General features: G+C 72.7%; 18 protein-coding genes. 9 read left to right on the top strand and 9 right to left on the bottom strand.

Annotated elements, in window-relative coordinates; all coding sequences use genetic code 11:
• Window positions 1-157: 157 nt before the first annotated feature.
• The gene (locus tag CAP_RS14810) at window positions 158-4,048 is read right to left on the bottom strand and encodes an ATP-binding protein (protein ID WP_044241111.1); all 3,891 of its coding nucleotides are present in this window, start codon (window positions 4,046-4,048) and stop codon (window positions 158-160) included.
• A gap of 209 nt (window positions 4,049-4,257) precedes the next feature.
• Between CAP_RS14810 and CAP_RS14805 the strand changes: the two genes are divergently transcribed.
• Genes CAP_RS14805 through CAP_RS14800 form a run of 3 tightly spaced genes read left to right on the top strand, consistent with a single transcriptional unit; the run spans window position 4,258 to window position 6,186 of the window.
• Window positions 4,258-5,553, top strand: a complete 1,296-nt coding sequence (locus CAP_RS14805) for an MFS transporter (protein ID WP_063748692.1) — start codon at window positions 4,258-4,260, stop codon at window positions 5,551-5,553.
• Window positions 5,554-5,605: 52 nt separating this feature from the next.
• The gene (locus tag CAP_RS50390) at window positions 5,606-5,854 is read left to right on the top strand and encodes a Uma2 family endonuclease (RefSeq protein WP_156040812.1); all 249 of its coding nucleotides are present in this window, start codon (window positions 5,606-5,608) and stop codon (window positions 5,852-5,854) included.
• Window positions 5,794-6,186, top strand: a complete 393-nt coding sequence (locus tag CAP_RS14800; RefSeq protein ID WP_156040811.1) for a Uma2 family endonuclease — start codon at window positions 5,794-5,796, stop codon at window positions 6,184-6,186. The genes CAP_RS50390 and CAP_RS14800 overlap by 61 nt, the downstream gene beginning before the upstream one ends.
• A 25-nt stretch (window positions 6,187-6,211) precedes the next feature.
• On the opposite strand, the gene CAP_RS14795 is transcribed toward CAP_RS14800, so the two are convergent.
• Entirely contained in the window at window positions 6,212-8,383 is a 2,172-nt protein-coding gene (locus CAP_RS14795) for a protein kinase domain-containing protein (protein WP_052375254.1), read from the bottom strand.
• A 47-nt stretch (window positions 8,384-8,430) separates the two neighbouring features.
• Here CAP_RS14795 and CAP_RS14790 point away from each other — a divergent pair, with 47 nt between their 5' ends.
• A complete protein-coding gene (locus CAP_RS14790) occupies window positions 8,431-9,408 on the top strand; it encodes a diacylglycerol/lipid kinase family protein (RefSeq protein WP_052375252.1) in 978 nt (325 codons plus the stop codon).
• A 4-nt stretch (window positions 9,409-9,412) separates the two neighbouring features.
• Here the strand turns inward: CAP_RS14790 and CAP_RS54965 are convergent, their stop codons facing one another.
• Window positions 9,413-10,381: a tetratricopeptide repeat protein gene (locus CAP_RS54965; RefSeq protein ID WP_269324301.1), complete on the bottom strand. Its 969-nt coding sequence runs from the start codon at window positions 10,379-10,381 to the stop codon at window positions 9,413-9,415.
• A 234-nt stretch (window positions 10,382-10,615) separates the two neighbouring features.
• On the opposite strand from CAP_RS54965, the gene CAP_RS14780 reads away from it, so the two are divergent.
• Window positions 10,616-11,209 carry an FxsA family protein gene (locus CAP_RS14780; protein ID WP_044241110.1) on the top strand — a complete coding sequence of 198 codons (594 nt, stop codon included), beginning with the start codon at window positions 10,616-10,618 and terminating at the stop codon, window positions 11,207-11,209.
• A gap of 85 nt (window positions 11,210-11,294) precedes the next feature.
• Here the strand turns inward: CAP_RS14780 and CAP_RS14775 are convergent, their stop codons facing one another.
• Window positions 11,295-12,494: a hypothetical protein gene (locus CAP_RS14775; RefSeq protein WP_197041187.1), complete on the bottom strand. Its 1,200-nt coding sequence runs from the start codon at window positions 12,492-12,494 to the stop codon at window positions 11,295-11,297.
• Between the two features lie 235 nt (window positions 12,495-12,729).
• Between CAP_RS14775 and CAP_RS52305 the strand changes: the two genes are divergently transcribed.
• Window positions 12,730-13,533: a thioesterase family protein gene (locus CAP_RS52305; RefSeq protein ID WP_044241106.1), complete on the top strand. Its 804-nt coding sequence runs from the start codon at window positions 12,730-12,732 to the stop codon at window positions 13,531-13,533.
• Between the two features lie 48 nt (window positions 13,534-13,581).
• On the opposite strand, the gene CAP_RS44620 is transcribed toward CAP_RS52305, so the two are convergent.
• The 4 genes from CAP_RS44620 to CAP_RS14750 form a co-directional block, all read right to left on the bottom strand.
• The gene (locus CAP_RS44620; RefSeq protein WP_052375246.1) at window positions 13,582-14,523 is read right to left on the bottom strand and encodes an STAS domain-containing protein; all 942 of its coding nucleotides are present in this window, start codon (window positions 14,521-14,523) and stop codon (window positions 13,582-13,584) included.
• Window positions 14,524-14,560: 37 nt separating this feature from the next.
• Window positions 14,561-15,352, bottom strand: coding sequence for an alpha/beta fold hydrolase (locus CAP_RS14760; RefSeq protein ID WP_044241104.1), 792 nt, complete (start codon window positions 15,350-15,352; stop codon window positions 14,561-14,563).
• Between the two features lie 104 nt (window positions 15,353-15,456).
• Window positions 15,457-15,936, bottom strand: coding sequence for a TlpA family protein disulfide reductase (locus tag CAP_RS14755; protein ID WP_052375243.1), 480 nt, complete (start codon window positions 15,934-15,936; stop codon window positions 15,457-15,459).
• Between the two features lie 254 nt (window positions 15,937-16,190).
• Complete coding sequence (locus CAP_RS14750; protein WP_044241102.1) at window positions 16,191-16,691, bottom strand: hypothetical protein; 501 nt, start codon at window positions 16,689-16,691, stop codon at window positions 16,191-16,193.
• Window positions 16,692-16,807: 116 nt separating this feature from the next.
• Between CAP_RS14750 and CAP_RS14745 the strand changes: the two genes are divergently transcribed.
• The 3 genes from CAP_RS14745 (at window position 16,808) to CAP_RS14735 (ending at window position 20,061) form a co-directional block, all read left to right on the top strand.
• The gene (locus tag CAP_RS14745; RefSeq protein WP_044241099.1) at window positions 16,808-18,133 is read left to right on the top strand and encodes a hypothetical protein; all 1,326 of its coding nucleotides are present in this window, start codon (window positions 16,808-16,810) and stop codon (window positions 18,131-18,133) included.
• Window positions 18,134-18,269: 136 nt separating this feature from the next.
• On the top strand, window positions 18,270-19,037 hold the full coding sequence (locus tag CAP_RS14740; protein ID WP_044241096.1) for an SDR family oxidoreductase: 768 nt from the start codon (window positions 18,270-18,272) through the stop codon (window positions 19,035-19,037).
• Window positions 19,038-19,146: 109 nt separating this feature from the next.
• Window positions 19,147-20,061 (top strand): class I SAM-dependent methyltransferase, encoded by a 915-nt coding sequence (locus CAP_RS14735; protein WP_044241094.1) that lies wholly within the window; start codon window positions 19,147-19,149, stop codon window positions 20,059-20,061.
• 31 nt (window positions 20,062-20,092) lie between these two features.
• Here CAP_RS14735 and CAP_RS14730 read toward each other — a convergent pair whose 3' ends face one another.
• On the bottom strand, window positions 20,093-20,689 hold the full coding sequence (locus CAP_RS14730) for a Uma2 family endonuclease (RefSeq protein ID WP_044241092.1): 597 nt from the start codon (window positions 20,687-20,689) through the stop codon (window positions 20,093-20,095).
• Window positions 20,690-20,782 lie beyond the last annotated feature (93 nt).

Raw genomic sequence — 20,782 nt, 5'->3', positions numbered from 1 at the left:
CCGAGGGCGGCCAACAACCTCGGTCCCCTCCACCGGGCTCGCGCGCACGCCGTCGCGAGGGCGATGCGCGCGTCTGGCGATGCGCGCGTCTGGCGATGCGCGCGTATCTGGCAATGCGCGCGTGTCTGGCAATACGAGAGCCTCCCGGGACAGGACCTCAGCGGAGGCGGTGCTCGTGCAGCACGCCGGCGGGTACGGCCTCGCGCGAAAGCTCCAGGAGGCGCGCGTGGTGGGTGAAGAACAGGATCTGCGACGAGGCCGCCATCTCCGCGAGGGCCTCCAGGGCGGCGCGTGCGCGGTCGTCGTCGAAGTGGATGAGGATGTCGTCCAGCACGAGGGGCATCGGCTCGGCCCGCCTCGCATGGTGCTCCAGGCTCGCGAGGCGCAGGGCCAGGTAGAGCTGGTCGCGCGTGCCGTCGCTCAACCCTTCGACGGGGATCTCCTTCGCGAGCGCGGTGACGCCCGTCTCCCCTGGCAGTCCCATCTGCGCTGCCGCCGCGGGGGAAGTGCCCGGCGCAGGCAAGGGGCCCTCGCTCCGGGGGAGTGTGGTGCGCACGCAGCGCAGCACGGCCTTGTCCTGATCGTCGAAGCTGACCTTGAGGCCCGTGTAGGCCTCGCGGGTGAGCTTGCGGAACAGCGCGCTCGCGCGACCCAGGATGGGGCCCTGGTTCTGCTCGCGGTAACGCTCGATCTCGCGCTCCAGGATCAGCGCCGCGAGCCGGGCGCGCACGTAGCGGTCCACCTGGGTGCGGAGCCGGGCGACGCAGGCCGACGATTCGGCTGCGGCCTCGGCGGCGTCCTCCACGGGGTTCCTGAGCTGCTCGCGCTTCGCTTCCAGGGTGCCGAGCTGGCGGTCGAGCTTCTGCCGCCGCTCCTCCAGCGCGCGCACCCGCTCCTCGGCGCGCTCCAGCTCCACGGCCAGCGTGTCGCGTTCGAGGCCCGCGGTCTCCTCGGTGAGCGCCGCCGTGCTGCTGCCTTCGCCCGCGTCGAGCAGCTTCTCCTCGGTGTCGCGGATGCGGCGGTCGAGGTCCCGCGCCTCTCTGGCGCGCGCCTCGGCCTCCACGAGGGCGTCGAGGTCTGCCGCGTGGGCCGCTGCGCGGAGCCTGGCGAGCCGCGCCTCGGCAGCCGCGCGCCGCGTCTCCTCCTCGGCGAGCGCGCGCTGCCTGTCGTCGATTTGCCGCCCGAGCTCGGCGCCCTCCCGCTGATCGGCGCGGCCCTTGTGGTAGCGCTTGAGGAGGGTGTCGGCAGCCACGTCCACCGCGAGGTCGGCGAGGTCGGGCGCGTGGGCTGCGACGAGATCGGTCACGACGCCCGCGAGCTGCTGGGCGTCGCGCTCCATGCCGATGACGCGGCGTCGCGCGTGCGCGGCTTCGTCCATCTTGCGGTGCAGCTCGGCGAGTTCGTCGAGGATGGCGATCGCCTCCTCGGGCGAGGCGTGGGGGCCGAGCCCGAGCCGGGCCACCGACGCCGCCCAGGTGGCGCGGAAGTCCGTGAGCGCTGCCTCGTGCTCCGCGCGCTCCTTGTCGAGCGAGGCGATCTCCCGGTCGAGCGCCGTGAGCTGGCGCGCGATGTCCTGCCGCTCCCGGTCGGCGTCGTCGCACGCCCGGAGCCGACGCGTCGCCGCCTCCAGCAGGCCCGCGACGTCCGCGGCGCCCGGGTCTGCCGGAGGCGTGGTGTTCGTGACGCCGGGGGTGCTCGCGCTGCTCGCCGCCCTTGCTCCGCGCGACGTCGCCCGCGTCTCTCTGGCATGGGCGGCTTCGAGCGCGGTCCGCAGCTCCTCGCCGAGGGCCGCGAGCTGCTGCGTCATCGCGTCCACCCGGTCCTCGGCCTCGCGCAGCCTGTCCACGCCGGTGCACAGCGCCGCGTGCCGCGACAGCCACCCGCGCATCTCGGCCGGCGAGCGTGGCGCGATGCCCGAGGGCGCCCACAGCGCGTCCCAGGCGGCCTCCAGCTCCTGCTCCCGGGCGGCGAGCGCTTTCTGCTCCGCGTCGAGCTGCTCCTGAGCGCCCTCCGCGGCCTTGCGGTCCGCGAGGAGCCTCGCCAGGCACGCCACCCGGTCGGCCTCGCGGCGCAGCCGGTCGGCCACGGTGTCGGCTTGCTTCACCAGCTCGGCGTAGGCCTCGGGCTGTGCCCGCGACACCTCCTCCGTCGGCGAGAGGCTGAACCCGCGCTCGGTGGCTGCGCTGCCCGTGGCGAGCGCCGCGCCGGTCGCGCCGGTCCCCGAGCCGGCGGCTGCGCCCACGCTGGCACCCGCGGGGTCCTTCACGCGCCCCGTCGGAGAGCGCACCGCCGCGTCGAACAGCGCGGCCGACGACGACGCGGCGTTCCCGCGCCCTGCCTTGCGAGGCGTGCCGAGCGCCCGCATCAGCCCCTGGAACGCGAGATCCCGGCGCCCCCTGATCTCCACGAGGTACCCCTCGGTCGGCACCTCGCCCGCGCGCTGAAGCGCCTCGATCTCCCGCGCGATCTCCCCGATGCGCGTGCGTTGCTCCTCCGCGCGCTTCGCCAGCAGATCCCTCTTCTGGGCGAGCCCCGCGCGCTCGGCCTCGAACCTGGCCACCGCTTCCGGTGTGGGCACAGGCAGCGCCGCGATCGTCGCTGGCGCGTGCGGCGTGTGCGGCGTTCCCGCGACACCGTCATGCGCTGGCAGAATCCCGAGGCGGTTTCGCAGCGCCGCCGCCTGGCTCCCGAGCTGCCGCGCGCTCTCCTCGGCCTCGCGCAGGCGGTGCTCCAGGTCTCCTTGCCGCTGCACCTTGCCGAGCACGCGCCGGAGTGGCGCCACGTCCACGGCTTCCGGCAGCTCCCCCAGGCGGTGCAGGTGGGCCTCACGCCGCTCCTGCCGGTCGGCGAGCAGGCGCGCGGCGGCCCGTGGCGCCGTCTCCACCTCGCCCTGCAGGCGCGCGAGCTTCTTGATGCGCGCCTCCGTCGCCACGTCCAGCCGGGGTGCGTCCACCTGCTCCAGCGAGGGCTCGCGCCCCAGCCGCCGGAGCGCGGCGCGCACCTCGTCCTCCAGCGCGCGCAGCTCCCCGCGCACCCGCGGCAGATCCACGGTCGCCTTGCGGTGGCTCCCCAGCCGGTTCTGCAGGTCGTCCACCGCTTCGCCCGACAGCTCCACCAGCGACAGGGGAACCGAGAGCGCCTCGCGCCGCGCGTGGAGCGCCGCCATCTCGCGCCGGAGCCGCGCCGCTGTGGCCTCGGCGTCCGCCGCGCGCGTGGTGGCCTCCTCCCGCTCCCGCGTCGCCTGCTCGGGCAGGAGCGTGACGTCTCCGAGCGCCTCGCGCGCCGCCGTCAGCGTGCGCCGCGCTTCGAGCAGCGGCAGCACCCGCTGGGCCCGCCGCAGCTTCTTCTCCCGGGCGCGCACCTCGCGGGCCTCGGCGTCCACCTGCCCGCGCTCGGCCTCCACCTCGGCGAGATCGCGCTCGTGTGCCTCCCAGGTGGTGGGCAGGATGGCCGCGTCCCGCGCCCGCTTCTGGGCATCGAGCACCGCACGGATGGCCTCGTTCACGGGCTTGATGCGCGCCTGCGGGGTGAACAGCTTCTCGGCCTCCGCCCGCAGCTCCGTGAGCACCTGGTGCAGCCCCGCGCCGCCGAGACCCGCGCCGAACAGGCTCTCGCCCACGTCGCCACCCCCGGCGAGCAGCGCCTCGGCGCCTTGCCGCAACGTCTCGTGGTTGAGACCGAACATGGTCCGGAACAGGTCCTCGCTCACGCCGCCCAGGAAGGGCCGGAGGAGGCTGTCGTCCGATGCCTGCTCGTTCTCGTCGAACAGGGTCTTCACGCGCCCCTTGCGGCGCACCACCGCGAGCGATTGGCCCGCGGCATTTTCGAGCCTTCCCCCGACGCGCAGATCGGGCGCCCGGTGCCGGTGATCGTCGGGGGTGATGTGCGGGATCCCGTAGAGGAACCCGCTGATGGCCCGCAGCGCCGTGCTCTTGCCGGCCTCGTTCGGCCCGTAGATGACGTGCAGCGCCGGCGCCGGCGCAGAGAAATCCAGCCGGAGATCGCTGAAGGGCCCGAAGGCCAGGAGGTGAAGCTCGAGGATCCGCACGGGCGGCGTAGGGTGACGCGGTGTCGCGGCCCGGTGTTCCACAGATGGACCCCGGCGTCGATGCCCGGGCGCGGAGGTGTTCAGGCAAGCGACCGGCGCGCGTGAGAGGCCGCGCGGGAGGTGGCGAGGTGCCTGCCGGAGGTTCCATACTCGCCGCGGTGGAGCGCGCCGGCACAGGCAGCACGAAGGGCGGACGGAGGGTTCCGACCATGGTGCGCGCGTTCCGGCACCGGAACTACCGGGTCTTCTTCACGGGGCAGCTCATCTCGCTGATCGGCACCTGGATGCAGTCGGTGGCGCAGGCCTGGCTGGTCTACCGCCTCACGGGCTCAGCGCTGCTCCTCGGTGCCATCGGGTTCGCGGGGCAGTTCCCGGTGTTCCTGCTGGCCACCGTGGGCGGCGCCGTGGCCGACCGCTGGAGCCGGCGCGCGGTGCTGGTGGTGACGCAGGCGGCCTCGATGTCGCTCGCGCTGGTGCTCGCGGGGCTGACGCTGAGCCACCTGATCCGGATCGAGCACGTGTTCGTGATGGCGTCGCTGCTCGGCGTGGTGAACGCCTTCGACATCCCCACCCGCCAGTCCTTCGTGGTGGAGATGGTGGGCCGGGACGATCTCCCGAACGCCATCGCGCTGAACTCGTCGGTGTTCAACGGCGCGCGCATCGTGGGCCCCGCGGTGGCCGCGGTGCTCGTGGACGCCATCGGCGAGGGCTACTGCTTCCTCGCCAACGGTCTGAGCTTCGTCGCGGTGATCACGGGCCTCCTCGCGCTCCGGCTGCCCCCGCGCCCGGCGCCCCCGAAGCACGCGAGCGCCTTCGCCGCGGCCCTCGAAGGGTTCCGCTTCGTGGCGCGGACCCAGGCCGTGCGTGCGCTCTTGCTCCTGCTCGGCCTGGTGAGCCTGACCGCGGCGCCCTACCTGGTCCTCTTGCCCGCCTTCGCCGCCCGCGTCCTCCAGGGGGGCCCGCGCGCGTATGGCCTGCTGATGGTCGCGGCGGGCCTCGGCGCCGTGACGGCGGCGCTCACCCTCGCGGCGCGCCAGAAGCTGGAGGGGCTGGGGCGCTGGGTGGTGTGCGCGTGCGCGTGCCTCGGCGTCTCGCTCGTGCTGTTCTCCCTGTCGCGGATCTTCTGGCTGTCCTGGCTCCTGCTCCTGCCGGCCGGCTTCGGGATGATGGTGTACATGGCCGGCACCAACACGCTGGTGCAGTCCATCGTGCCCGACGCGCTGCGCGGCCGGGTGATGGCGGTCTACTCGATGATGTTCATGGGCCTGTCGCCCATGGGCGCGCTCCTCGCCGGGTGGCTCGCCGACCGCATCGGCCCGGCGCCTACCGTGACCCTCGGCGGGAGCTGCTGTCTCGTCGGCGCTGCCGTGTTCGCGGTGCGGCTGACGAAGCTCGGCGACGAGGCCCGGGCGCACCTCCTGGGAGCCCAGGGCGCGCCACCCAGCACGCTCACGCCAGAGATGCCCGCGGCATCCACCGACGAGGGTGCGGGAGAGCGGCGCTGAGCACGGAGAAGGGTGGGCGTCCCTGGGCACGTGCCCGCGACGTGATGCGGCGATGAGCGCTCAGGGGGCGGTCAAGAAGGCGTGGACTCCGGAGGAGTACCTCACCCTGGAGCGCAGCTCGTCGGAGAAGCACGAGTACTACCAGGGCGACATCTTCGCGATGGCGGGGGGCCACCTGGAACACAACCTCCTGGTCGTGAACCTGGTGGGAGCGCTCTGGGTCGCTCTCGGTGAGGGCTCATGTCGGGGGCTCCCCTCGGACATGCGCCTGAAGGTCCCGGCCACGAGCCTCTACACCTAACCTACCCTGACCTGACGGTCGTCTGTGGTCCCCCGGAGCTCGAAGACGACCGGCGCGACACGCTGCTCAACCCTGCGCTCATCATCGAGGTGCTCTCGGAGTCCACGGAGCGCCACGACCGAGGGAAGAAGTTCGAGCAGTACCGGAAGCTACCTTCGCTGCGGGAGTACCTGCTCGTCTCTCAAGACCAGGTCCTCGTGGAGCAGTACACGCGCGAGGAAGATGGTCGCTGGTCCTTCCGCGAGCATCGCGCGGGAACACAGGTGCATCTCCCCTCGCTCCGGTGTGAGCTGTCCGTGGACACCGTCGCCGCGCGCGTCTTCGGGGGCTGACGATGCGCCGCCGGGAGCGCGCCGTTCAGTGCGGGCGCAGGATGATGCGCTTGCGGGGAGAAGGCGTCTGTTCGCCGCTGGGCGGCGGTTGCTCCTGAGGAGGCCGGGTGGGGCGCGTGGGCTGGTCGGGCGAGGGAATCTTCAGGCCACCCCCACGGAAGTTCGTCACCACCACCTGAAGCTCGCCCCGCGCCACGTTTCCTGCAGCGTCACGGGCCAGGCACACCACGCGCGTCGTGCCCGTCGGGAAGGTCGATCCGGGGGCCGGCGAGCACTGCACCGGCACCACCCCGTCCACCGCGTCGCGCGCACGCGCGCTGTAACTCACCACCGCGCCTCCTCCTGGCCTGGCTGCGACGCGCACCGGCTGTGAGGGCAATGTCAGCACCGGGGGCACCGTGTCGCGCACCACGGGCGGCGGCGCGGTGGGCGTGGTGGGCGTGGTGGGCGTGGTGGGCGTGGTGGGCGCTGGCGTGCTCGTGGGCGCTGGCGTCGCCGGCACCGTGGGTGTGGTGGGCGCTGGCGTCGCGGGCGGCACGGCGGGGCCCGTGGGCGTCGTGGGCACGGGGATCGGCGTGAGCACCGGCGGCGTCGTCGGGAGGGTCGGGGCCGAGGTGGCAGGCACCGTGGGAGCCGGAGGGGCCGGCGTGGGCGGCGGCGCTTGCGTGGGTCGCGGCGCGGGCGCGGGCTTCGTGGCCTGAGGCGGTTCTGGCGCGGCCGGTGTCGCCGGCGTGGACAGCGCAGGGGCCGGCGTCGTCAGGGCTGGAGGCGGCATCGTCCCCTGCACCGCGTCCGGGGGCAGCGTCGTCATGGGGGGCTCCGAGAGCCCGCTGGCCACCTCGGGGTGATCGACGCCCATGTACCGGGTCTTCACCAGGAACGCCGCTGCTCCGATCCCCGTGAGCGTGAGCAGTGCGAGGCTGAGCCCCACAGCAGACCGGCGCCGTCCTTTCGCGCGCCCAGCGGAGGCCCCCGGCGTCCCGCGCCGTACCTCCTCTGGCAGGGGCAGGGGCACGGTGGCGGACATGGGTGGCGGCTCGCTGGGACCAGCCGCCGTCCTCGCCCCGAGCGGCGATGCTGGTGCCGTCCTCGCCCCGAGCGGCGATGCTGGTGCCGTCCTCGCCCCGAGCGGCGATGCTGGCGCCGTCCTCGCCCCGAGCGGCGACGCTGGTGCCGTCCTCGCCCCGAGCGGCGACGCTGGCACGGTCGCGACCATCGGCGCCGCTGCGAAGACCTCCTGCTGCGGCATCGCTGCCGCCCTGTCCGGCACCGCGACGGCCATCGGCCGCACCCGGGAGAGGCGCTTCCCCGGCCGCGGCACGGCCGGCGTCGCGAAAGGCGAGAGCGCCTGCGCCAGCTCCTGCGCCGTCCTGAACCGCGCCGCGGGATCCTTTTCCAGGCAGCGCCACACCACCGCCTCCAGCGCTGGCGGCACCTCGTGCCGGAATGCCGTGAGCCCGCGCGGCTCTCCGAAGAGCGTCGCGGTGCACGACTCCTGCAACGTGTCGCCCTGGAAGGGAGGCACCCCTGCCAGCATCTCGTAGAGGATCACGCCGAGTGACCAGAGGTCCGTGCGCTCGTCCACGTCGCGCGACGACCGGATCTGCTCCGGCGACATGTACATCGGTGAGCCCAGCAGCGTCTGCGCCTGGGTCAGGCTCGCCGGGGCGATCGCTTCCCGCTCCGAGAGCTTCCCTCCGATCAGCTTCGAGATCCCGAAGTCCAGCACCTTGACCTGCTCCGTGCCGTCTGGCCGGAGCGTGAGGAACAGGTTCGCCGGCTTCAGGTCACGGTGCACGATCCCCAGGCTGTGCGCTTCCTCGATGGCCTCGCAGGTATCGCGGATCAGCCGCGCCGCCTCGCCGACCGGGAACGCGCCTCGTTCGAGCAGCGCCTGGCCGAGATCCTGCCCCTCCAGGTACTCCATGACCATGAAGGGAGCGCCCGACGGCAGCACGTCGACATCCAGCACCCGCACCACGTGCTCGCTCTGGAGCTGCGCCGCGCTTCGCGCCTCCCGCAGGAACCGCGCGACCGACGTGGGGCGCCGCGCCACCTCGGGCAGAAGCAGTTTCAACGCCACCCGGGCCCCGAGGCCCATGTGCCGCGCCGCGACCACCACACCCATGCCGCCAGACCCGATCGTACGCTCGACCTGGTACTTGCCGGCGAGTACCGCGCCAGGCTGGAGTTCCATCACATGGAGGGATGGGTCCGACACCCTGGATCGTCAAGCGACGGTGCATGGCTGTGTCGGGCGTGCGCACCCTGCCGTCGGCACGGCGCTGGCATGGGGGCGCGAGTGTGAAGACCTGGATCATCGCCAATCCCTCCTCCGGCACCGCCGCCGCCAAGCTCGATCGCGTGCGTGAACTCACGGCCAACCGTCCCGACATCGAGGTCAAGGTCACCACCGAGCCTGGCCATGCCCGCGCCCTCGCGATGGAGGCTGCGGCGCAGGGCGTCGACCGCGTCGTGGCGGCAGGCGGTGACGGCACGATCCATGAGGTCGTCCAGGGGCTCGCCGTCGTGCAGGACCGGCCCATGCTCGGCATCTTGCCCCTCGGCACGGGCAACGACCTCGCGCGCACGCTCGGCATCTCCGCCGACCCTGCGGAGGCCCTCGCCGTTCTGGACCATGGCGTGCCGCGCCCGCTGGACCTCATGAAGGTCGAGATGGGCGGCAAGACCTACTACGGCGTCAACGTGTCGGCCGGGGGCTTCAGCGGGCAGGTCAACGAGGTGCTCACCGGCGACATGAAGTCCACCTGGGGGCCCCTCGCGTACGTGCGCGGCGCCATGACCGTGCTCCCCGATCTCACCGCCTACCGCACCTCCCTCGCCTGGGACGACGGCGAGTTCGAGCAGATCGACGCGCTGAACGTGGTGGTCGCGAACGGCCGCACCTGCGCTGGCGGTGTCCGGGTCGCGCCGGAGGCTGATCCCGCCGACGGCCTCCTCGACGTGGTGGTGGTGCGCTACGGCTCGCTCCTCGACCTCGCCGGCGTCGCCACGCGCCTCCTCGCGGGTGACTACCTCGGCAGCGACGACGTCTCGCTCCGCCGCGTGCGCAAGGTGCGGATCACCTCCGAGCCCGGCATGTGGTTCAACATCGACGGGGAGCTGATCGGCAACGAGCCCATCTCCTTCGAGGCCATGCCCGGCGCGCTGACCGTCATCGCGCCCCCTGCCTCGACCACGGACGTCCCCGCCGCCGCCTGAGCCGTCACCTTCCCGCGTCGCCCTCTCCCTCGCGCGCGGCGCGCTCCAGCGCCGCCTCGTACTTCTCCACCTCCACCCCCGTGGCGCCGGCCAGGTCCTGCCACACGAACCCCGCTGCCTCCGCCATCGCGAAGCACGCGAGCGCCTTGTCCGCGCGCGCTTCCACCCCTTCGCCGAGCGCGTACATCACCCCCAGCGTCGCCGCCGCGCGCCCGTGGCCAGCCTGTGCCGCGCGCTCGTACCACCCGACCGCGCGCACTGCATCCCGCGGCATGCCCCTGCCGGTCGCGTGGAACGTCCCGAGGTTGTACATCGCCCGCGCGCTCCCCGCCTCCGCGGCGCGCTCGCACCAGCGCATCGCCACCGCCTCGTCCGCCGCGCAGCCGAGCCCCTGGGCGTGCATCGCGAACAGCTCGAACATCGCCCCGTCGTGCCCCTTCCGCGCGGCCACCTCGTGGTGCGCCAGGCTCTCCGGGTAGCTCTGCGCCACGCCGAACCCGTGGAACGCGAAGAGCCCCAGCAGGTACGCGCACGCCCCGCTCTCGTCCGCGGTCTCTGCGGCCTGTGCGAGCTGCGCCCCCTGCGCCGCCCGCTCCGCGAGCCGCCCCTCCCAGATGGTCGCCGCCGCGAGCCGACCCGACGCCACGTCCCCCTTCGCCGCCGCCGCCGCCAGGTACGCCAGCGCCTGGTCCAGGTCTCCCTCTTCGAGCAGGCGCGCCCCGAGCCGCGCCTCCGCCTCCATCAGCCCTGCGCCGGCGGCCACCCGGAACGCGCGCTCCACCAGCGCCTCCGCGTGCTCCATCAACCCGGCGTCCACGGGCGCGAGCCCCACCATCGCGTCGGTGCCCCGCATCTCCAGGGTGAGATCGGCAGCGAGCGCGCGACCGAGCAGCTCTTCGGCGTTCTGCCCGCCCTCCAGCACCTCTTCCAGGCTCCGGATGTGCTCCTTCAGGTCTTCCGTGCGCGCGTCCATCTTGCCGGTGTGAGACAGGCAGGCAGGGGTGTCAACCAACCCGTCCCGTCACCTGCCGCCTCGTCACCGCTGCCCCACCGTTGCGCCACCGCTTTCCCGCGGCTTCCCCGCGGCTTCCCTGCCACTTCCCCGCCTCTTCTCCGTTTCCCGCGCCCCTCCACCGCGGCGGGTATCCACGACAGCCGGCTCCGTCAACAGGTGCAGGCGCGACGATCCAGCGCTACACCGAGATCCATGACCAAGCTCGTGCTGCTCCTCCTCGCAGTCCCTCTCATCGAGCTGTGGTTGCTGTTCGTGATCGGCGGCGCCATCGGCTTCTGGTCCACCCTCGGCCTCGTCGTCGGCATGGCCCTGCTCGGCACCGCGCTCGCCAAGCACGAAGGCCGGCGCGTGCTCGGCTCCTGGCAGTCGGCTCTGGCCACCGGTCAGGTCCCGGACGAGGGCATCACCAGCGGTTTCCTGGTGCTCCTCGGCGCCGTGCTGCTCCTCATCCCCGGCGTCCTCACCGACGTCGTGGGCCTCCTGCTGCTCATCCCCCCGACCCGCCGCCGCATCGCCTCCGCCGTGCGTGCCTGGCTCGAACGCCGCGCCTCCCAGGGCCACCCCTTCGCCGGCGTCGCAGCCAGCCCTGGCGGCGTGCACATGCGCGTCATCCAGTTCGGCAGCGCCATGCCGGGCGCCTTCTGGTCAGATCCGTCGATGGGACGTGGTGGTCATGGCGGCCGCGGCCCCCGCGGTCAGGTGATCGACGTGAATCCTGACGAGGTGGTGGTGGAAGAGGTCGACACGCCCCGCGGTGGGGATCGGGTCAAAGGCCTTCTGCGCTGACCCTCACCCGTGCGGCGCCCCCCAGCGTCGCGCCCCCCCCAGCGTCGCGCCCCCCCCAGCGTCGCGCCCCCCCTCCCGCGTCACCTCACTTGGCGTCGCGCGGGCACGCTCCAGCGTCGCCCGTCTTCATCTGCTTCGCGGTCTCGATGTCCTGCTTCGTCACGTCCACCGCGTTCTTCGACGCCTCCTCGGCCCGGCCCCACTCGGCGTCCTTTGCCTTGAGCTGCTGCACCAGGGCCAGGGTCTGCTCGTCGATCTCGAGCTGCTGGTTCAGGGTCTCCAGCCACGCATCGTCCGTCGCGAGCAGGGCCGCGCACCCCTTGGTCAGGTCCTCCACCGGCACCGAGTCCGGCGCGGCGTTGTACTTCTTCCCCAGCGCATCGTAGGCCTGCGCCGCCGCCATGCGCCCCCCGAGCGCGATGACCGCCCGCGCCGCGCGCTGCGTGCGGACCCCGTCGAGCTGACGGATCTGCACCTCTGGCGGCACGTCGGTCAAGGGCGCCGCGTTGCCCGAGTGCACGAACATGAACGTGTACGGCACGTTGATCTGGCTGGAGCGCGCCGTGAACTTCACGTCCGAGATCTTGCCCGAGAGGCACTCGGCCACCTTCTGCGACGCCGGATCTGCCGCCGGCTCGAACTTCGCCGTCAGCGCCATCCCCCCCTGCGACGAGAGCGTCGCGTTCAGCGGGTGCGGCGCCGCCGCCTTCCACGGCTCGTAGCACTCGCACCACGTCGTCTGGGCGAGCCGCACCGCCCCCGCGACGTCCGACGACTCGTTCTCGCCGAGGCGCACCGTCGGCGACACCCCTGCCTTGTGGGTCACCTGCGCCTCGCCGCTCACCGGCGGATTCGCCGCTGCGGCCAGCGCAGCGAACCCCTGCACCGCCGCGAAGTGACGGTCGAGCGCCTCCTTGACGCACACCGCCCCCTCGGGGGTCAGGTTCGGTCCGCTGATGTTGTGCTGGAGCTTGCCCCCCCCGGCGGTGGTCTTGAGGTTGACGGTCGTCTCCTGCGCCGCGCCGCGGCTCTGGGGACTGACGAGGCACTCCATCACTGCCGGCCGCACCGCGACCAGCAGCCCGGTCAGGACCTCGGTGTTCACCGCGCTGGGCGGCGTGATCGACGACGGGAAACACAGCCCTACGTCGGAGGCGCTCAGCGCCGCGATGCGCTGCTGCTCGCTCGTGGCGCCGCCTCCGGCGGCGGCGGCGCACCCGAGCCCGAGGCCCGTGGCGACGAGGACAGCGGCGCTCGAACGAAGGATGATCGCTTTCTTGGTCATGGCGGCGTGCATGGTGCTGGTGGCCTCCCTCGAAGGAGCCGCGTCCTACCGGCATCTGCGCCGCTCTGTCAAAGGGGACCGGCGTGCCCGGCGTGCGCAACCTCCTCTTCGACCCCCGTCTCGCTCCGCCCTCGTCTCGGCGCCGCTTCCTTGCGGCCCCCGCGCTCCCCCCTACGCGTTCCAGCAGCCCCCTGAATTTTCACCCCCTCTCTGCACCGCGACTACCCTCGCCGCCATGAGCATGCACGACCTGGAGCTGGCCACCCGGCCGCAGCGCCGAGGCACGGACACCTTCGACCTCGACATCCCCGACGGCTGGCAGCAAGGCCGGGGCGCTTACGGCGGCCTCCCCATCGCCTCCCTCGTTCGCGCCATCGAGCAGTTCTCCGACACCCCCGATCGCACCCTCCGCTCCTTCTCCGCCGAGCTGCCTGGCCCCACCCTCGTCGGCCCCGCCGAGGTCCGCGTCGAGACCATCCGCGCCGGCTCCGGCCAGTCCACCCTCTCGGCGCGGCTCGTCCAGGGAGGCGAGACCCGCGCCTTCGCCGTCGCCGTCCTCGCCAGGCCGCGCGCCCCTGCCGCCGCCACCTTCTGCGAGCTCGAACCCCCGGTGCTGCGCCCCTACCGCGACATCCCCGCGCTCCCGGGCGGCCCGTTCTTCCCCGTGTTCGCGCAGCACTTCGAGTACCGCACCGACGGCCCCTTCCCCTTCACCGCCGGCAAGGAGGCGCGCATCGAGGGCTGGATCAAACCTCGCCACGTGGGCTCCTTGAGCTGCGGCGCCCACCTCGCCGCCGTCGCCGACGCCTGGTGGCCGGCGACCTACTCCCGCGCCTCCGCCCCCTTCCTCGTCGGCACCGTCGCCTACACCCTGCAGATCGTCGGCGCCGCCGAGCCGCTCGACCCTGACGCCCCCTTCGCCTACCGCGCCCGCGTCTGGGTCCAGAGCGAAGGCTGGTTCGTCGAGCAGCGCGAGCTCTGGAGCGAGGACGGCCACCTCCTCGCGCTGAACCAGCAGACCTTCGCGATCATCAAGTAGCCCGCCGGCCCCCGCTGCCGCGTCCCCGCCCCGCGCCTCTCCCTGCGCTCACCCCGCCGCGGACCCTACCCGCGGCCCGGTGGAGCGCCTCCCGCTCGCGGGCTGCAGCGCCTCGCGCAGGCCGTCCTCCAGCGACGCGAAGGCCGGCACCTCCCCGAGGTCCACGTCGAGCGCCACCAGCGTGCGCGCCACTGCCCCCGACACCCCCACCAGCATCCCCCGCGCCCCGAGCAGCCGCGCCGCCTGCGTGAGCCGCAAGAGGTCCAGCGCCACCTGCGCATCCACCCGCACGAGCCCCGTGATGTCGAGCAGCACTGTGTGCGCCCCGTCCTCCACGATCGCCTCGAGCACCCGCTCCCGGATCAGCTCCGCGCGCGCAGCGCCCACCTCCCCCACGAGTGGTGCCACCAGGACCCCTGACCACACCCGCAGCACCGGTGACGACAGCGTCGCCAGCTCCTGCCGCTGCGCCTCGATGGTCGCGAGCTTCTCCGCGAGCGCCCGCTGCCCCTCCTCCGCCACCCGCCCGAGTTCCACCTCCAGCTCCCGCCGCCGCCGCTGCACCGCCTCCGTCAGCTTCACCGCGTACAGGTCGGCCACCTGCAGCGCGGCCCCGTGGTACACCGCGTCCACTGCTGCGAGCACGTCGAGCGCCGCCCACCCGTCGCCCCCCTCCGCGCGCAGCATCCCCTCCAGCACCTGCCGGAACGACAGGAGCCCGCGCAGCACCGTCGACGGGTGGAACTCGCGCGCCGCCCGCAGCGACACCACGTGCTCGACGAACGCCGCCAGCGGCTGCCCATCCTCCTGAAGCAGCGCCGCCTCGTTCCCCTCGATCACGCGCGCGACGAGCTCCCGCGTCTCTTCCCGCGGCCGCTGACCGCGCAGGTCGATGGCCTCCCCGATCACCCAGTCCGTCGCCCCCTCGACGATCTCCTCGCCTCGCCGCGCGAGGAGCCTGACGAGCAGGTCGCGGCCCTCCGGCGTCATGGATCGCCCGTGCGCCACGAGAGCCCGCGGAAGCCGCTCACCCGCCGAGCCCTGCGAGGAACGCCCGCAGCACCGCCGCCGTCTCCCGCGGCCGCTCCACCTGCACGTAGTGCCCCGCTCCCTCCAGGTACGCCAGGTCCGCCTTCGGTACGCGCGCCACGATCTCCCGCCGCAGCAGCTCCGGAGGCAGGAATGGATCCTCGGTCCCCACGACCAGCGTCGGCGCCCGGATGCCCCCGAGCTGGTCCACGAAGTCCCCCGCCGTCCAGGCGTCGAACACCTCTGCGATGCAGGACGCCGGGATGGTCCCCGCGTCCTCCAGGAGCCGCGCCCGCGCCGGCTCCGACAGCTCCTTGCACGCCATGTCCAGGATGGTCCCCTGGGCGTGCTGGTTCTGCCCCGACCCCCGGAACAGCGCCCGCGCCTGGTCCGGGAGCCCCATGCCCGACGGCGGCACCGGGCAGAGGAGCAGCGCCCCCCGCACCCGCTCCGGCGCCTTCGCCGCGAGCCCCAGCGCGATCTGCCCACCCATGCTGTGCCCCACCACCGCGAACGAGTGCACTCCTGCCGCGTCCGCCACCGCCAGCACGTCGTCCACGAACGCTGCCAGCGTGTACCCGCCCTCCGGCTTGCTGGATCGACCCGTACCCCGCAGGTCCGGGATCACCAGCTTGTACCGACCTGATGGCACCTCGGCGAAGGCCTCCACCAGATCGTCGTACACCGCACCGGACACCATCCAGCCGTGCACCAGGACCACCGCCTCGGGCCCGTCGCCAAGGCTCCGGTACGACAGCTCCACCCCATCCCTCACGAGCCGGGAATGCATCTGTGCCTCCTCCGCGCACCATCGCACCATGACGCGCCTCGCTCAAGCGCTCCGCGTGGGCGCACGCGTTGACGCCTGGCGTCGGCGCTCCCGGACCGTGGCCTTCACCCCGGCCCGGTGAGCAGGGCCTCGATCTCCGCCGTGAGCTTCCGGTAGTCCGCATCCCCTGGCGCGTACTTCCCGCCCTTGTGCATGGCGCGGACCACCCCTTGCCGATCGATCAGGAAGCTCACGCTCGTCCACGTGCGCTCGTGCCCATCGAGCCACCACCGCTTCAGCGTCCGCCAGTCCTCGTCGATCGCCACCGGGAAGCGGAACCCGTACTGCGCGACCCACCCCTTCACGTCCTCCGGATCGAGCGGCTCATCGCGCTTGTGGTGGTACATCCCCACCACCGTCAGCCCCCGCGCCGCGTACGTCTCGTGCAGCAGGTTCAGGCTCGGCGCCGTCGTGCTGCAGTAGGGGCACTCCGGCGACATGAACCACCGCACCAGCACCACCTTGCCCCGCAGGGACTCCAGGGTGATCGGCGCCGTGTTGAACCACCTGTCGACGCTCCACCCGGGCGCCGGCTTGCCGATCACGTCCCCCGCATCGTCCGGATCCCCACCCCGCCCCGCAGCCGTCGCGGACCCTGCCGCTGTCTCTGGGGCCGCCCCTGAGCGCGTCGGCGCTGGCGACGTCGATCCCGACCCGCATCCAGCCATCCCCACCGCCAGCAGCGCCGCGCCCCACGCCTGCCACCGCGACCCCCACCCCCTCGATGCCCCAGCCGCACCTTCATGCCCCACGCGCCACCTCCTCCGCTGCTCCCCGGCGCCGCCCCTCCCCACCGCGCTCACTGGTACCGCACGTACACCTTCACCTCGTCCGTGATCTCCGCCCCGCCCCCGACCACCCGTACCTGCAGGATTGCTGGCGTTGACTGGTACAGGTTGATGAACACCGGCGCCGTCGTCTCGGTCCATCCCGGCGCGCACGCCTTCACGGCCACCGCGTTCTCCGCCACCAGGGCGTCCCCCGCCGACGGATCCTGCACCGCCCTCAGGTTGTAAGTGTAGGTCCCGGCCTGCGTCGCGTAGTGCCGGAGCGTCACGAAGATGTGCGACCCCCCCTGGGGCCCGCTGTCGATGCCGAGCTGCGTGTCTTCCCGCAGCGCCTCCCCCGTGTCCGGGTTGATGAACGTGACCACCGGCATCCCGTCCTCGGGCGGCGCCTCGTCCCCGCAGGAGACCACCGGATCCGGCGGGTCTGGCACGGGCCCGCAGAGGCCCCCCAGGGTCGACATCCCCAGCAGCGCACCGAACAGCAGGATCGAGCGTGAGCCCACGAGCCGCATGGACTCATCCTAACCTGCCCCCCCACCAGAGCCCGCCGCCCCTTCCGTGCTCGGCCCCGCTCGACCTCGCAGCCAGCCTGCTTCGCGCAAGCACGGCACTGCGTTATGAGAGACACGTGCCGCGCATCTTCGCCCGTCTCTGTCTGGTAGGTTCCCTGCTCCTCGCTTCGGGTGCAGGGTGCGCTGCCTCCGCCTCGGTCCACGCCGCCAGAGACAACCAGCTCGCGCAGCTCCAGAAGCACCTCGCCGACGACGTCCGCCGGGGCGACTTCGACGAGGGCGATGCCCGCGACGTCGCCGAGGCCCTCCTCGAAGGCGCGCTCGCCCGCGCCACGCCTCCTGCCGGCGTGGACCTCATCCGTCAGGTCCGCCCCTGCGCGCGCAGCCTGCGCGACGCCCTCCTCGACCGCGCCGAGCGCGACGACCTCCTCGCCCCGCACGCGGCGATGATCCTCATCGACAACGACCTCGCCTCCCTCGACGACCTGCGCGAGCACGCCACCCGCAAGGACGCCCGCCGCCCCCCCGAGGTCGCCGACGCCTTCCGCGCCGTGCACGCCCGCACCTTGATGCACGAGGGCGACGGCGCCCAGCGCCGTGCCTTCTTCCTCGACGGCGATGAGCAGGTCCGCATCGCCGCCGTGCGTGCCGCCATCCTCACCGCCGACCCCCGCGACAACCTCCCCCTCCTGGACGTCGCCCGCCTCGACCCCAACCCCGCCGCGCGCGTCCTCGCCATCCGCGCCGTCTCCCGCACCGGCAAGGAGCCCGCCGTGCGCGCCCTCCGTGACCTCTGGGAGCGCGCCGACGCCTCCACCCGCGAAGCCATCGCCTCCGCCTGGGCCTCTCCCGTGATGTTCCGCGCCGGTGGCCGCGACCGCCTCCTCTGGGCCATGTCCACCCAGCCGGGCACCCCTGCCCTCGAAGCCGCCGCCGCCCTCGCCGACCCCACAGCGCGCAACGACAAGGACGCCGCCGCCGCCCTCGCGCACCTCGTCCGCGCCATCGGCGCCGGCCTCCCCAGCGAACGCATCCACGCGATGCGCCTCGCCCCCCTCGCCTCCTCCGACGTGCGCGCCGCCCTCGCCCGCGCCCGCACCGACAAGGACGAGGTCATCGCCGTCGCCGCCCAGATCCGCAGCCTCGACCTCCAGCCCCCCGACGCCTCCCGCGCTCAGGTCCTCGCCCAGCTCACCAAGGTCGCCGCCACCTCCACTCCCCTCGCCACCCAGGCCCGCGCCGGCCTCGCCCGCGCCAAGGTCCGCGCCATCACCCCCCTCCTCACCCGCGACGTCCCTTCCCGCGACGCCCTCCTCCGCGAGCGCGCCGGCCTCGCCCTCGTCACCCTCGGCGACTGGCCCCACGCCGCCCCCCTCCTCGCCGACCCCGACCCCCGCGTCCGCACCGTCATCGCCTGCGCCGTCCTCTCCGCCACCCAGTAGTACTGCGTACCCTGGATCAGGGACCTGCGGTCCCTACGCTCCCGATGGTCGCTACCCCCGTTGCCTGCGGAGAGGCCGCGCCAGGGAGCCGCGGCGCATCGTCCAGTGCGTGCACCCGCCGTGCTATCAGCCCCTCATGGATCTCACCCGCCCCGCCGTCGCCCTCATCACCGGCGCCACCTCGGGCTTCGGCGCCGCCTGCGCCCGCCGCTTCGCCGCCGACGGCATCGCCCTCGTCCTCGCCGGCCGCCGCGAAGACCGCCTCCAGGCCCTCCAGCGCGACCTCTCCACCCCCGTCCACCTCCTCCCCCTCGACGTCCGCGACCGCGACGCCGTCGCCCGCGCCCTCACCACGCTCCCCCCGCCCTTCGACGCCATCGACGTCCTCGTCAACAACGCCGGCCTCGCCCTCGGCCTCGAACCTGCCGATCGCGTCTCCCTCGACGCCTGGGAGACCATGGTCGACACCAACATCAAGGGCCTCATGTACGTCATGCGCGCCGTCCTTCCTGGCATGGCCGCCCGCGACCGCGGCCACATCGTCCAGCTCGGCTCCGTCGCCGGCACCTACCCTTACCCGGGCGGCAACGTCTACGGCGCCACCAAGGCCTTCGTCCACCAGCTCTCCCTCAACCTCCGCGCCGATCTCGTCGGCAAGAACATCCGCGTCACCAGCATCGAGCCCGGCATGGCCGAGACCGAGTTCTCCGAGGTCCGCTTCGAAGGCGACTGCGACCGCGCCCGCGCCGTCTACACCGGCCTCCAGGCCCTCAGCCCCGACGACGTCGCCGACGCCATCCACTGGGCCGTGACCCGTCCCGCCCACGTGAACATCAACCGCATCGAAGTCATGCCCACCATGCAGGCCTTCGGCCCCTTCGCCGTCAGCCGCCGCCCCACCTGACGCCGGCTCCCCTGCCATTCCCATCCTCGTGCCGCTTCACGACGCAGGAGACTCCATGCCGACCGCATCTTCTTCGACAGCCAGTGCGTTGCATGAAGTCCTGAGCGACATGGTCGCTCTCCTCCAGCTCGACCTGCCCGCATCCGCAAGCGCAGAGGAATCGACGAACCGCATCGCCGCCGCCTCTGCCAAGCTGGTCGCCTCTCTCGCCGCCGCCGAAGCCGCCGGTGTCCCAGCGCCGACCCTCGACGAGGCGTTGACCCCGCTGCACGAGGCGCTCCGAGGATGCGAATTCTACCGGAGGACGCATACCTGGCCGCGGGGTTACCCAGGAGACTTCGAGACCGTCGAGATGCTCTGCTACCCGCAGAAGTTCGCCACGCCGAAGCACACCTGGGCGGACCGGATGCAGGAGTTCACGCTCGGCCACGCCAGCGTCCAGCAGCACCGCAACAAGATCGTGAGGCAAGCGCTCACCATCCTGGAAGTCGCCGCTGGAGCGACATCCGACACCCGCATCCTCTCGGCCGGCTGTGGCGGTTGCCCCGACCTGCGGATGATCCTCCCCACGCTACGCACCTTCCCCGGCAGGTTTGTCCTCGTGGACAGCGACGCAGACGCGCTCGCATTTTCTCGCAGCCAGCTCGGAGCGCTCGCAGACTCGTGCGACTTCATCCAGGCCAACGCCCTCCGTCACCTCAAGCGCGCCGCCCGCAAAGGCGACACCTTCGACCTGATCTACGCCGGCGGCCTGTTCGACTACTTCAAGGACGATGCCGTCGACTTCTTCCTCACCCACGCCCATGCACTGCTGAAGCCCGGCGGCCGCCTGTTCTTCACCAACATCGCCGCAGGCAACCCGCACCTCGGCATGATCAAGCACCTCGCGCGCTGGAACCTGATCCTCCGATCGGAAGCCTCCCTCCTCGACCTCTGCAAGCGCGCCGCCATCGAGCCCACCACCCTCCACATCGAGCGCGACGCGACCGGCGTGACCCTCCTCGTGGACATCAAAAAGCCCTGACCCGCGCCACCCAACGCGACGGCGCCGCTCTTCAGCCCTTGCTGGTCGACGCTGCCGTGCGCTGCCACAGCTTCGAGAGCGGCAGCTCGATCGCCTCGAACGGCGCGGCACGCACGGCGTCGTCGCCTTTCACGAGCAGCTCCGTCTCCCACCGCTTCCGCGGCCCGAGGTGGTGGACCTCCAGCGCGCGCTTGAGGGGATCGATGAGCCAGACCCAGCTCACGCCCTCCCGCGCATAGACCGGGAGCTTGTCGAAGCGATCGTCGGTCGCCGTCGAGGGAGAGAGCACCTCGCACACCCAGTCCGGCGGGAGCGACGTCGCCGCCGTCTCGGGATACTCGGGCATCCGCTCCACGCGCCATCCCGCGACGTCCGGTACCAGCACATCGCTCTCCAGGTGCAGCTCGGGCTCGTCGATGATCCACCAGCCCCCCGGACCTCCCAGCCCGAGCTGGAACGGCGGCCCGAGGATCATCCCCAGCATCGAGGATGCGAGCGCATGCTTCATCGCAGGTCGCGGCGACATGTAGAGGGTGCCCGCGATGATCTCCGCGACCAGGTGCTCAGGTACAGCCTCAAGGTCGGCGTAGGTGGCTGGTGTCGGTCGTTTTTCTGCCGGTTCACCCATGGGGACCTGCTGGCGTACCGCCAGTACCCGCGTGATTGCTTCGCGCGAGCCTCGATTGCCACGCTACCTGAAAGAAAATCGCGGCGCCTTCGG

The organism is Chondromyces apiculatus DSM 436, from assembly GCF_000601485.1.
GTDB lineage: Bacteria > Myxococcota_A > Polyangia > Polyangiales > Polyangiaceae > Chondromyces > Chondromyces apiculatus.
The sequence above is the reverse complement of the archived record's forward strand: the minus strand, read 5'-3'. Positions and strand labels throughout refer to the sequence as shown.